Annotated in this window: 7 protein-coding genes and 3 tRNA genes; 5 read left to right on the forward strand and 5 right to left on the reverse strand. The window is 47.0% G+C overall.

Features of this window, described 5'->3' with window-relative positions; translation table 11 throughout:
* The coding region (gene folD, locus Q0V82_RS07040; RefSeq protein ID WP_297574079.1) for a bifunctional methylenetetrahydrofolate dehydrogenase/methenyltetrahydrofolate cyclohydrolase FolD at window positions 1-839 on the reverse strand (839 nt) is incomplete at its 3' end.
* Window positions 840-960: 121 nt separating this feature from the next.
* Here folD and Q0V82_RS07045 point away from each other — a divergent pair.
* From Q0V82_RS07045 to Q0V82_RS07055, 3 genes are all read left to right on the forward strand, one after another.
* Window positions 961-1,037, forward strand: a tRNA-Pro gene (locus Q0V82_RS07045).
* Window positions 1,038-1,074: 37 nt separating this feature from the next.
* Window positions 1,075-1,151 (forward strand) — tRNA-Arg (locus Q0V82_RS07050).
* Between the two features lie 37 nt (window positions 1,152-1,188).
* Window positions 1,189-1,264, forward strand: a tRNA-His gene (locus Q0V82_RS07055).
* A 273-nt stretch (window positions 1,265-1,537) separates the two neighbouring features.
* Here Q0V82_RS07055 and Q0V82_RS07060 read toward each other — a convergent pair.
* The 3 genes from Q0V82_RS07060 to Q0V82_RS07070 all read right to left on the reverse strand — a co-directional run bounded on the left by Q0V82_RS07060 (window position 1,538) and on the right by Q0V82_RS07070 (window position 6,946).
* The gene (locus Q0V82_RS07060) at window positions 1,538-3,910 is read right to left on the reverse strand and encodes a restriction endonuclease-like protein (protein ID WP_297574081.1); all 2,373 of its coding nucleotides are present in this window, start codon (window positions 3,908-3,910) and stop codon (window positions 1,538-1,540) included.
* 122 nt (window positions 3,911-4,032) lie between these two features.
* Window positions 4,033-5,157, reverse strand: coding sequence for a hypothetical protein (locus Q0V82_RS07065; RefSeq protein WP_297574083.1), 1,125 nt, complete (start codon window positions 5,155-5,157; stop codon window positions 4,033-4,035).
* Between the two features lie 526 nt (window positions 5,158-5,683).
* Complete coding sequence (locus tag Q0V82_RS07070; protein ID WP_297574085.1) at window positions 5,684-6,946, reverse strand: DNA cytosine methyltransferase; 1,263 nt, start codon at window positions 6,944-6,946, stop codon at window positions 5,684-5,686.
* A gap of 672 nt (window positions 6,947-7,618) precedes the next feature.
* On the opposite strand from Q0V82_RS07070, the gene sbcB reads away from it, so the two are divergent.
* On the forward strand, window positions 7,619-9,055 hold the full coding sequence (sbcB, locus tag Q0V82_RS07075; RefSeq protein WP_297574087.1) for an exodeoxyribonuclease I: 1,437 nt from the start codon (window positions 7,619-7,621) through the stop codon (window positions 9,053-9,055).
* A gap of 241 nt (window positions 9,056-9,296) precedes the next feature.
* Entirely contained in the window at window positions 9,297-9,515 is a 219-nt protein-coding gene (locus Q0V82_RS07080) for a DUF6500 family protein (protein ID WP_297574089.1), read from the forward strand.
* A gap of 98 nt (window positions 9,516-9,613) precedes the next feature.
* On the opposite strand, the gene Q0V82_RS07085 is transcribed toward Q0V82_RS07080, so the two are convergent.
* Window positions 9,614-13,501: a CHASE domain-containing protein gene (locus Q0V82_RS07085; protein ID WP_297574091.1), complete on the reverse strand. Its 3,888-nt coding sequence runs from the start codon at window positions 13,499-13,501 to the stop codon at window positions 9,614-9,616.
* Window positions 13,502-13,503 lie beyond the last annotated feature (2 nt).

Below are 13,503 nucleotides of genomic sequence, written 5' to 3' on the forward strand. Positions count from 1 at the left end.
ACGCAAGCGTCATACGTATTTTGCATCAGCGTCGCCACCGTCATCAAACCGACGCCGCCCGGTACTGGCGTAATCCAGCTGGCGCGCTCTTTGGCCGCGTCAAACTCAACGTCGCCGCACAATTTGCCGTTTTCTAAGCGATTGATACCCACGTCAATCACGATGGCACCTTCTTTAATCCATTCGCCTTTAACAAAGTTAGGAATCCCCACGCCGGCCACCACCACATCGGCAGCGCGGACTTTATCGGCCAAATCTTTGGTTTTGCTATGACAAATCGTCACTGTTGCTCGCGCTAGCAACAATTCCAATGCTTGTGGACGACCAACAATATTGCTCGCGCCCACCACCACCGCATCTTTACCGACCAAATCAATACCGGTTTTTTCCAGCAAAGTCATCACACCGCGTGGCGTGCACGGGCGCAGCAAAGGCATTTTCAACACTAAACGGCCAATATTATAGGGATGGAAACCATCCACATCCTTAACTGGGTCGATCAATTCAATCACTTTATCGGCATCAATATGCTTAGGCAGCGGCAATTGCACCAAAATGCCATCCACATCGTCACGAGTATTGAGCTCGGCAACCAGCTTTAATACCTCGGCCTCTGCAGTATCGGCCGGTAAATCATAGGCAAATGAGGTAATTCCGGCGTTTTCACACTGGCGTTTTTTATTGCCAACATAAACTTGTGACGCCGGATCGCTACCAACCAGGATCACAGCCAAAGCTGGAGCACGTTGACCAGCTGCGACGCGTGCATCGACTTTAGTGCGTACTTCAGCAACAATTTCTTGAGAAATGGCTTTGCCATCAAGGATCTGGGCAGTCATGGGCTTACTCCGGCTGTTCTAGTGAAGGGGCGCATTTTCTCACTATTTCACTTTTTTCACAAAAAAGTTCGCACAAGGTGTTGACGGGAAGAATTTGGCAACGTATAGTTCGGCCTCTGTTCGGGGCGTAGCGCAGCCCGGTAGCGCACCTGGTTTGGGACCAGGTGGTCGTGAGTTCGAATCCCACCGCCCCGACCAGAAACACTAAGTAGTAAAGATGAGTAGTAAATACGGAGCTCCCGTAGCTCAACCGGATAGAGCAACGACCTTCTAAGTCGTAGGTTACAGGTTCGATTCCTGTCGGGTGCGCCAAGCATACCGAGAATTCGCAGATTATAAAAGTTTTGTGGTGGCTGTAGCTCAGTTGGTAGAGTCCAGGATTGTGATTCCTGTTGTCGTGGGTTCGAGCCCCATCAGCCACCCCACAATAAGCACTAGCCCAGTCTTCGGACTGGGCTTTTTGCTTTTCTGCCCTACCGCATCAAAAAAATCGCTCCGTGTAGCCAGCCCAATCAGTTAGCCGCTGCTTTTTTCTGCCTAACACCGTCTGGATTTGTTTTTTACATCCCCTATTCGCACAACACCAACACGAGCCCCGCGCTTTATTTTTATTCATTATTTGGCCTTTTTGAATTTGGAATGGCACCGCCAGCACCGCCCTCAAGGTGGACAAGCCTATTTATTGGACCGCGCTTTGGCTAATGACCAGAAGTGATTTTCGGCGAATACAAATTCCCATAGCGCACAGGTAATGTCTCCCACGCGCAGCCTGCATGCAATGCAACAGTGCTACTCAACTTCATCTGCAAATGTTCAGACTGTGGTATTGCGATACAACTGCTAAGCGCCTCTGCCACGCCCAATTCAATCAGCCAATAATCTTGCTCTGGTTTTTTGATTTCATCACTAATGCGACCTGATTGCTCGGCTGAAATCGCTTTGCGCGGAACAATTTTAATTGATTTGATTGGATAGACAAATTGCACCCCCGCCGCACCAGCTAATGCGCAATGCGTTAGTTCTAGCATCGCCGTGTGTGATAAGTGCTCGCGTTCGGTGGTATCGACTGGGGTGTGATAGTAACGCGCCCGACCAAGCTCAACGTCCCGACAATAGCCCATATCACGGTCACTACCAATTTTGGCAACCAGTACCAAATCGCTATAGCGCGAAATTTGCATCCCTGTTGGTGCAATCCGTACCGACTCCTGCGCCAAATGAGCATCAGGTGTCTGCATTGAATATAGGATTGGCTCTGCCACGCTACTGTCTGAAATAATAGCAGTAGGAACGCGCGCCAAATGTTGTGCTAAAAACTGGCGTAACCACTTATTTTCTTGGCACGGCAGCGCTGGAAAAGCACCGATGCCAACCGCTTCAATTGCATCAGCATAAGGATTGGCACTGGCTTCATCTTGGTCGCCAAACCAGCTCGGGTACAAAACAAAAGCCCCAATAACGGGTCGTGATTTCAACTTGTTATTGGTATTGGGTTGCACATGAATCAAGGCATCACGGTAGCGATGCATTTGGTTGATGGCATCCTCTGGCGCAAGGTCAACACCTTCTTTATTCGTCTCAATCCGATATTTCGCATCAAAAATCCAAGTGATTTTTTCGTCATTGGGAAACGTCACTTCCAGCAAAATATCCGGCTTCTGATTGTTATTCCATGAATAAATCTGTCCAAAGCTACTTTTGTCCAACTGGGTAATTAGCGGCTCATGCGCCAAGCGCAAGGTCAGACCATCATCGCGAGAAAAACAGAATGCCGCGCCTTGGCCATCATTGAGCTGCCAATCAAAACCCGCTCGACTCAACTTGGCTTGCTGGGCGCTATCTTCAGCAAACCCCAAATCGAGTAACTGCTGCCGCACTTCGAGTAAACACCAAACTTCATACAACTCAGCAACCGATTTAAGTGAAATATTGGCCGACTGGCCAAATACCGTTAAATACATTTTTAGCTGCTGCCAAACGCGATACACCCCCGAGTAACCCGCCCGTTGATGCAGCACCAAGGACTCGCGCTCACTGCCCGTATAATCGCCCACCTCGGCAAACATCGGCTGCGCTAGCGCCTGTTGCAATGGTTTTTTCCAACGGGCTAGTTCGCTAAAAAAGGCTTCAGAAAGTCGCTCATCTTTAGTGCTGGCATTAATATTCTTGGCGCGCGAAATAAATTGACCCAGTTCACGCTGGCAACGCTCCAGCACCATTTTGATAAAGCGATTTTCCGGTGTATCAAGTGAGAGCCTGCGCTGAGTCACTTTGAATCGATTTTGGTTTATCTTTTGCTCAACCGCCAAACCTACCTGCTCTTCTAACTTAGGCGGCAATTTACCGCGCAGTTGTTCAAGTCGTTGACTGCGCACTATCGGCTGCAAGCGATTGTGGGGAGAATTACAGATGTAACGCACATGCCGATGCAGCTCGGCGCGTAGTGAGGCAAATTGCGCCAACCACAGCAAAGGAAAACGCTCAAAGGGCTGTCTCGAGCGCGCTAATTCATGGTCAGTTTTTTGTACGAAAGAAAAGCGCCACAACGGGTACTGTTTGTCGATTTGGTTCTGGATAGCATTAAGGTCAGTGACCATATCCATTTTGGTTGGCCAGACTTGAAACGACAGTGCATTCTCATGTCGCTGACCGCCCTGCATCCAAGCTAGGCCAAGCCGAAACCAGCCCACATCATTACCAAAGTTAATCACGCCGCGCAGTGATGCTCTTGTATTGGGGCGACCGTCTCCGGTGCAATGAAAATTGTCGCAAACGCTATTGAGGCGATGCAAAATTTCCGCATCCTCGACCGTGCCATTGAAAGTAAACTCAAAATCATAGCTACGATTCTCAAAGAAAATCGGTTCGGCCAAGTTCACTTCATTGGCAGATTTTTGAGGTATATCATTGACGGCTATTTTGGAAATACCATGCAGGCGTATACCCTGAATAGGCATCAACTTATCACGCGCCGTTAAGGTGTTCGCCAATTGCTGACTGGCGCGCGTAATGTCTTTACTCCAAATATCGAGTTGCCAATCAGGGCTGCGTAATGACAGAAGTAAAGGCACGGTGATTCCGAGTGATTAAGCAAGACTAAGGCAAAACTTCCCCCGCAGCGTTGCTTTGTCTTGCCGTACAATTTGTACTGTCTACGACGTTGCGCCTTGCTGGGTAATTTTTGAATTTTTACTTACGGCCAAAAGCTAGTAAAGCTATCGCGAACTAGGCGCTCTTGCATCCACTTAAGCTTGGCAAGACTACGATACTCAATTAGCAGCGGCCTACCATCTTTATTCTCACGCAACAAATCAAGGCGTTGACCAGCGCCGCTATGCAGGCGGGTCGCCAATAGCGCACTCAATTGGGTCAGCAAACTTTTTGTATCATCAACAGAGCGTAATTTTTCCGCATCACCTTCTAGTCGTGGCAACAGTTTACCCATCAGAAAATCATCCCAAACCGCATGCAACGTCGCTTCGTCTGTCGGGGTATAGCAGGCCAACGCAACCAGCATTTCGTTGAGCGCCCGATATGCCAACTCAAATGGTGTACCTTTGACGACCGCATTGATTTCAGTCATCAAAGCAATGCTGGCATCAACCATATGAACGTCCGTACCATCTGCTGCTGCGTACTTCAAGGTGCTTAAATCCACGCCCTCAACATCCGAATACGATGAAAAGTTAATTTTTTTATTCGTAGTCTTTGGGTCTAAAAACGCCGAAAAATCATTCGGGAAAAACACACCAAAATCTATCGTCAACGCACGGTCAATCACCTTGCGTGAGAAACCGTGCGTGGTTTCGTCCATATTCACCGTGCCCGCCACGATTAAATTGGGTGGAATCGGCATACCAACCTCTTTGCTGCAAAAGTGCTGCCACAAGGCATCGTCACCATTGGCAAAGCCTAATTCTTCCGCCAAATGGTTGAGTGCGGCTTCTTTATTATCTTTGGTAAACGGCAGCTCAAACGGCTTAAAAATCGCATCGCAGCGATATTGCCCATCGCGCCATTGACGCGTTTCAATCAAAGACAGGTAGTCGGCAAAATACTGCTCAACAGGCGCTAGATTCATCTCATCTAGGCAAACCCAATGCGTTTTGGCTTCAGGATTGAGCGTATAAAAGCCATTCGCATCTACGCTCACAAACGCATCGCGCCACGCCTTGGCGATAAATTTAAGAAACGGGGTCGCCACATAATGCTCGCCGCCGATGCGTGACACGTAGCCAAGCAAATCAGAAGGCTCGTGCCAATCAGGCCGCACCGCGATTTGTTCTAAATAGCTCAGGTCGCCAACATTCGACTGCATCCGCGCTTGCTCACGCACAAAGCGGGATTTGCCTGTGCCCGATATGCCAGCAAGCAGAATAAAAGGTTTGTATATCTGATTGCTAGTTGAGCTACTGAGTAATATTTTTTTGGGGGCGGGATAACTAGAAATTAGTTCAGTTAATAGCTGAATCGTTTTATCTAAGCGCTCTGGCGTAATGTTAATGCGTTCATCATTAATTGATGATGAAATATCATTATTCGCCCATGATATTAACTTTGAAAGAGTACAAAATGTAGGCTTAGTTTGTACTTCTAATATTGAACGAGCTGCTAAATCATTGAAATTACTTGCCAACTCTCTCCAGTTATCTTCGTTATAACTTTGATGAGGAGTGAATTGGGCAATCTTATTTTTTATGTCGCTTGATGCCGCTAAGAAAGATTCCAAAGAAAGCGTAAAAGCCTTTAGGCCTCGCTTTCCTGAGTTTTGGAACGTTATATACCAACCATTAGTTGAAAGACTCGATGCAAATCCTGTTTGAGTAATGCTTGCAAGGTATGAACTAAGGTTTTGATGCAGACTCATCGTGATTCCTTAAAAACTGCTCAAATATTGATTTTGATAGTGCTTTGATGACTGGTACTGAAACACTATTTCCAAATTGCTTATACGCCTGAACATTTGACTTGCTGTAAATAAACTCGCGGGGAAATCCTTGAAGATTAGCCGCTTCGCGTGGGGTTAATTTACGTGGATTTTTTCCTTCTTGCTCAATAAGTATTTCACTACCATCTTTATAATATCGAGCTGAAATAGTGTTGGTATAGGGCGATTCACTATTCACAATGCCAAAGCCAAAACCTTTTCCATTCACTTTATTATTTTCTTTTCGACGCTGATGGCCATCCCAAAGTCGATCAGAAATTGTGTATTTTTCATCAGGTGATTCTTCTAAAATATCGCCGACTCGGGTTGTGCTATGTGTTGGCAATGGATACTCAAATTTCTCAGTTAATCCATCCTGCCAAAGCACGATATAGATACGTTGTCTATTTTGCGGCACACCAAAATCAACCGAACGCAGCACCATTTTTTTTGCTTCATCTTGCAATTGTTTTGGTGTACCTGACGCAATTATTTTTCTATCGATATTGCAGGAGTATCCAATGCTGGTCAATGTGCGAAGAATGACTTGTAGCGTATAGCCTTTATCATGACTAATTAAGCCTTTTACATTTTCAAGCAACGCGACTTTAGGGCGCTTCATCTCAATAATTTTGGCGATATTGTGAAATAACGTACCTCGTGTATCACCAATACCAAGTTTTAAACCTGCGTGCGAAAACGGTTGACATGGAAAACCACCAATCAATACATCGTGGTCTGGAATATCTTCAACTGGGATTTTTGTAATGTCGCCAAATGGAAAATCACCATGATTGCTGAAGTAGGTTTCTTGCGCGTTTTTCTCAAACTCAGATGAAAAAACACAAGTACCACCCGCTTGCTGAAAACCAATCCGCATGCCACCAATGCCTGCGAATAAATCAATAAACGAAAATCCGCCATGAGTCGGCGGTTTGATGGGTAGGTGCTGAGTAAGAGCAGCTTTAAAGTGGGATTCTTGCTCGTAAGCACCCGCCACTTTTAAGGCGTTGATAATTTGCTGAGCATCAACACCGCGTTGCGCCGCATAGAGCGGTCGATTCTGAGCGATGGCATGCACCCATTGATGAATTACCGCTTCTGGCGTACTACCTTCTGGTACATATTGATTGGCCAGCGGTTTTAAGGTGCGTTCAACTAACTCAAGAAAATGGTTCACGATGATAATTAACTCTGGTAACTTTGTGCAGGGTATCTGTATCTAGCTATTACTAAATAAGGCTCGGTTTTATATACTTAACAATAAATATCAATGGCAAGTTCAAAAAATGAATAAATAGACCAAAGTCGATTGGGTGGCTGTAGGTATATGGCGCGGTGAGTGGCACTCATTTTGACGTTCATTGGCTCACCGACGACCTGCCGAAAAGATCAGTATTGCTTCTGCTAAGAATACGCTACCCCCCCTAAAATCGCGCCCAATTATTGCACGTTCAACGGGTTTAGTCCCTAAAAACCCCGCACATCAATACCTAGCGTTCAATCGCTGGTAGCTCAGGCAATCCGTCTTTGTCACACCGCAATCAACACGTGTTCAACGTCATTAGATGTTCTAAAAAACGGCAACCTGGGAGAGGCAATGCTCTAAAAATAGCTCTAATGGTTTGCTGTGCGAAGGCGTGGCGTTGCAGTGTTAAACGCCAATCCAAAATCAGCTTTGCGGTTATTAATTTCGGCAATAGTGCTTTGGCCAAGCGGCGTACTGCTTGCTCTTGCGCGGGTGTTAATGGCTGGTCAGGCTAGATTTTCGCTTCTCGCTTTTAATTTTGCCACGCCCAAAATGGCGTAATCCCGTTATGATGACAAGGTTTAATCAACTGACGGTAGCGCAATGGATAGCACTTTTTTCTGGCACGATTACGAAACCTTTGGCGCAACGCCGCGCTTGGATCGACCCAGCCAGTTTGCCGGGATTCGTACCGATAGCGAGCTCAATGAAATCGGTGAGCCGCTGATGATCTATTGCCAGCCCGCCAATGATTTTTTGCCCGATCCGTTTGCTTGCCTACTCACGGGCATTACCCCGCAAACTTGCTTAGAAAAAGGCATCCCCGAAAATCAATTTGCCAATTTGATTGAACGCGAGCTGGCGCAGCCTGGCACGATTGGCGTGGGTTACAACACCATTCGTTTTGATGACGAAGTGACGCGCTATCTATTTTGGCGCAATTTAATGGATCCTTACGCGCGGGAATGGCAGAACGACTGCTCACGCTGGGATTTGCTCGATGTGGTTCGAGCTTGCTATGCACTGCGCCCTGCCGGGATTGAATGGCCAGTGAATGCCGAAGGGAAAGTCAGCTTTAAGCTTGAGCACTTAAGCCAAGCCAATCATTTGGCGCATGAGGCAGCGCATGACGCCTTGTCGGACGTCAGAGCGACGATTGCTTTAGCGCGCTTGATTCGCGAAAAACAACCGCGGCTGTTTGATTTTTGCCTCGCTTTACGCAAAAAAGATCGTGTTTTTGACGAAATCAATCTGGCCAATCCCAAGCCTTTTATTCATATTTCGGGCATGTATGGGGTTGATCGCGGCAATTTGGCGATGGTTTGGCCACTGGCGACGCACCCCACCAATAAAAATGAAATCATCGTTTGGGATTTGGCCTTTGATCCTAGCGAGCTATTTACGCTAGATGCGGCAACCATGCGCGAGCGCATGTTTAGCAAACAAGCCGATTTAGCCGATGGCGTAACACGGCTCCCCATCAAGACCATTCATGCCAATAAATCGCCGATTGTGGTCAGCAATTTAAAAACGCTAAGCGCAGAGCAAGCGGCCCTTTGGGGGGTTAATCTGGACCTCATTCAAACGCATGCTGCCAAGTTGGCCAATAGCCCTGATTTAAGCCCGATTTGGCACGATGTTTTTAAGCGGAATAACCAAGGCGAAACCATCGATGTCGATGCCAATTTATACGGCGGCTTTGTTTCTCCGACCGATCGCCGTACGCTCAACCGAATTCGCACCCTCTCGCCGGAAAAACTCGCGCTTGAACAAGCGCACTTTGACGACAGGCAGCTAGAAGAATTGTTTTTCCGCTATCGCGCTAGAAACTACCCAACGAGCTTAAACGAACAAGAAATACAGCGCTGGGATAAATGGCGTAGTGAGAAACTGTTTGATGGTGCCGCAGGTGCGCGAACGCTCGAAGCGTATAGCGAAGAAATTGATCGCCTTTCCGAAGACACCGACGAGCGCGGTGAAACGATTTTGGCGGCGCTTTACGATTATGCAGAAATGATTGCGCCAGAAATAAATTATTGAGGTATTGGTCTGTAGCTTATATTTTTTATAATCTACAGACCGATACCCATAAATAAATCCTGATTATTAAGCCATCTCAGCAAGAAAAAAGCGAGCACTTGTAGGCGCTGGCTCCTGCTAAAGTGAGGCCAATTGGGGCAATTCACGCTGATATTGGCAGTGCTTTCGCGGGCAAGCCCACTCCTACAGGATTTTGCTAGGCTGGGTCGCTAATCGGGAAATGAATTCAGGGATTACCGCAATGAGCCCAATACTTAAACAAAAAATACTACAGGTTTGTGAGCAAAAGATCGCCGCAAAGGGCGAAAATGTGGGCTTATCTTTTTATGCTTTTTTCGCCAATAAAAACACCCATCCCGCCTTATTGATGGAAGCTGCCACGTGGTGGATTCAAACGCATCAGCTGGATCATTTTGAAAAAGCCGTCAAAATTAAAGCACTGATTGCGGCGCAAGATTGACTTTGAATGGAGCTGCCTGCAAAGCGCTATTTAGCTAGAAACAATGGTGTATTCGCCATCGAATCAGCATTGTAATGACCGCATCTTGGCTCGCATATTTAGGCTGGCGATGGCTTCGCTCTCCACTTTTCGATTATTTTTTTCAAATCTTCGATCTTGACGGGCTTCGAGAGAAAATCATTCATCCCCACGGCATAGCAATGGCGGATATCTTCAGCAAACGCATTCGCGGTGAGCGCGACAATCGGAATACTTCGCTTTTGATTATCGAGTGCGCGAATCGCCGCCGTGGCGGCAAAACCGTCCATTTCGGGCATTTGGCAATCCATAAACACTAAGTCGTAATCATTGTGTTGTACCGCATTGAGCGCCTCACGGCCATCGGCGACCACGTCAACCCGACAACCGATTTTCTCTAACATCAATACCGCAATTTTTTGATTAATTTGATTGTCTTCTGCCAGCAAAACATAGGTTTTATGCTGCATCTCAGCAATATGATGCACCGTCACCAAGGCCCTTTCATCCTCAGGCCTTTGCTGCAGATTGAGCACTTCGTTTAAACACGCATGTAATTGCGCAGTACGAATCGGTTTACTTAAAAATGCGGCAAAGCCGATTTCTTTGGCCAATGCGGCCTGCCCTTGCTGGCTCACGGCGGTTAATAGCACCAGCGGAAGGCTGGCATCCAATTGTCGAATGGCGCGGCCCAAGCCTAAGTTATCTACAATGGCGACGATAAAATCGGGCTGATTGGCGAGCCGAGCGAGTACGGGGGCCTCATCGGCAAACACCTCAACGACTAAACCCATACTCTGTAATTGCAAACTCAGTAGTTCGCGGTTTATTGCGACATGCTCCAATAACAAGACTCGCTTCCCCTGAATGGCGGGTGCCAAACTAGGTTGACCACCACCACTTTCGGCGACATCGAGTAACAGATTAAACGAAAAAGTTGCGCCAGCGCCAAGCTGACTCTTTAGCTCAATCTGCCCGCCCATAATCTCGCATAAGCGCTTACAAATGGATAATCCCAAGCCCGTACCACCAAATTGACGCGTGGTGGATGAGTCAGCCTGAGTAAAGGGTTGAAATAGCTTACGCTGCACTTCTGGCTTAATCCCCACCCCAGTATCTGAGATCGCAATAAAGAGCCGATATTGCCGCTCACTGACTGGCTCGGCATGCACTCTGGCGACGATTTCACCTTGCGCGGTAAATTTAATCGCGTTGTTGAGTAAATTCAGCATAATTTGTCGAATGCGGGCCGGATCACCGCGCAATCGCCAAGGCGTAGAGGGATCAATCAAGCACGCCATGGTGAGATTTTTTTCTGCCGCCTTGGTCGAAACTAGATCGAATGTGTCCTCTAAAGTACAGCGAACGTCAAAGTCGATCTGCTCAATTTCTAATTTACCGGCTTCAATTTTTGAAAAATCGAGTAAATCATTAATTTGGCATAGCAATAAATCACCGCCAGAATGAATTGCAGCCAAAAATTCATGTTGTTGACGATTTAATTCGGTATCAGCCAAGAGTGATGAAAAGCCTAAAATCGCATTCAGTGGCGTTCGAATCTCATGGCTCATATTGGCTAAAAATGCGCTCTTGGCTTGATTGGCTAATTCGGCGATATTCAGAGCTTCTGATAATTCATTTTCGATTTGTTTTCGCGCGGTTAAATCCATAATAATGGCGCCAAAATACACTGCACCATTAAATTCCCAAGCCGATAGCGAACACGCGATGGGAAATTCATACCCTTGGCAATGCAATGCCAATAATTCTGTTTGATGTGCAAAGCCAATTTTGCTGCCTACTTTGGCATTCGCAGCAAACAGCGTTTGATAAATGGGCCGGTCTACTCGCGAAATCAGTGTTAATAAATTAACTCCGAGTATTTCTTCTTGGCGATAGGCAAATAATTTTTCAGCACTGGCGTTAAATGACAAAATATTCCCAGCGGCATCGGTAACAATAATGGCCTCACCTGCGGTATCGACCAGCGAACTAAATTTGGCCTCAGATTCTCGCAACGAGGCGGCCATTGTTTTTGCCAAGCGCATCGCTTTATGATTACTCAGCAATAAGGTGCGCAATAATGCAAACAACAAAATGCTCACCAGCAAACCAGCCATCAACACAATCCGTTCGTTTTGGTAGCCTACGGGAGCGACAAACGTCGGGCTCGGCGCAATCTGCAACGTCCACTGATGATTAGGTAAATCCAACAAAAATATTTGGCGATGTATATCAGAATGGATCAAAACCGGCGTGGTTTGATTCGAGAACATCAGTGCCTGAGGGTTGGTGGTAGCGCCATCAAATAACTGGACATTAAACTGTTGCAAGCCTTGTCCTAGCGTGGCCAAAATCCAATCTTTCATCCGAAATGGGCTGGCAATCACCCCACTAAAAGCAGCTTGCCGCTGCGCTACCGTATTGATTGGCATGCCGCGCTGAAACACCGGCACCATTAAGATGCTGCCGTTTTGTTGATCTTGCTGTGTTTCTTGTCGCAACTTAATTTTGCCAGTGAGCGTTGGCTGACCCGTATCGCGAGCCAATTCAATGGCATCACGTCGCACGGTTTCAGAGTACAAATCAAAGCCGATTGCGCGCTGGTTTCGCCAATTACCTGGTTCCAGATAGGTAACGGCAGTATAAATTTCTCGTTCACCCGCTGGTTGCACTTGGAAAGTCGGTCTGATTTTTTGCTGCGTTTTTTCAAACTGCGATTTTTGCGCTGCGCCACGCAGATACGCGGCATAGCTGATGCCCTGCACGCCCGGTAGGCGCTGTTGGATAAATAAGTGCTCGATATACTGATGCCATTCTTCGGGGCTAGTAATCTCTTTAATAGCAAACAAGCCATTTACACTGAGTAAAATGTGCTCATAGATTTTAATTCTTTCAATAATTCGCTCGACCAATTCCTGCGCTTGATTGTTAAATTGCCATTGATTTTGTTCTCGCCGATTTTTTTGTGCCTGATCCCAAGCAGTAATGGTCAAAGCAATGCCAATCAATAGCACTAACCAAGGCATTAAATCTTTAGCGTCAACGCGATGGCTTAACGCGAGTTGTTGGCGCTCATTCAAATCAGCCGCCAAGGCCAAACCAATGACACACCAAACCGCGACAAAACTATCCAGTGAAATCAGCGCACTATTTAAATCCTGATCGGCAAATGGCCCGCGTCCTTGCAAAGTCGCCCAGATGGCCACCGACACCACCACAAATACACAGGCCGTGACGCCTCGGCCCTGATCATGCCAAGCGGCCCAAGCGATTGGCGGCAACAATAAAAGTAGTAATAAGGGGGAGCTTTGTGCAAAAACAGGCGTAAAAACAATGGCCAAGAGCAGCGCTAAAATGGTAAAAAACGCCATGATAATACGCAGTTTTGGCAATGGTTTTCGCTCTAGTGCTGCCGACCAAAAGCATAAGATCAAGGGCGTCATGACCAAAATACCGCAAACGTCGCCCATCCACCAAGTGCTAAACACATTCAACCATGCTGCGGCAGGTAACACACCGCCCCAGATTAAACTCAGACACCCAATCAGCGCACTACAGAGTGGTGCCAATACGGCAATCAAGACCAAACGAAATACATTTTGAAAGCGCGCTAATAATTGAGCACGCCCAATCCAGCGCTCAATCAGCATCGCCCCCACTAAGGCTTCCAGCGAGTTGCCAACACCAATCGCGGCGCAGACCAAAATACTTTGCGAATTGATCGGTAAATTTTGCGCCCACAGATTGGTGAGATTGGCGGCGAATGCCGCGATAACAAGGAAGGGTATTGAGCGATAGCCAATGAGGATTATGCCTGCTACGGCAATACCCGCTGGTGGCCAAATGGGTGAAACACTCGTTGCAGCAAATGCCAGATGCAAACTGTATTTGGCCACCACAAAATACAGCAATCCAAATAGGCAACTTGGCAAGTAAGCAGGTAAAAAGGCAAACGGATGACGCATCC

It is taken from the genome of uncultured Deefgea sp., assembly GCF_947072475.1.
GTDB lineage: Bacteria > Pseudomonadota > Gammaproteobacteria > Burkholderiales > Chitinibacteraceae > Deefgea.

Bases quoted from the DNA above. Each gene is read 5' to 3' on its own strand.
- Q0V82_RS07065 (WP_297574083.1), bottom strand. From the start codon at position 5,157: ATGCAGTCGAATGTTGGCGACCTGAGCTATTTAGAACAAATCGCGGTG.
- Q0V82_RS07085 (WP_297574091.1), bottom strand. From the start codon at position 13,501: ATGCGTCATCCGTTTGCCTTTTTACCTGCTTACTTGCCAAGTTGCCTA.
- sbcB (WP_297574087.1), top strand. From the start codon at position 7,619: ATGGATAGCACTTTTTTCTGGCACGATTACGAAACCTTTGGCGCAACG.
- Q0V82_RS07080 (WP_297574089.1), top strand. From the start codon at position 9,297: ATGAGCCCAATACTTAAACAAAAAATACTACAGGTTTGTGAGCAAAAG.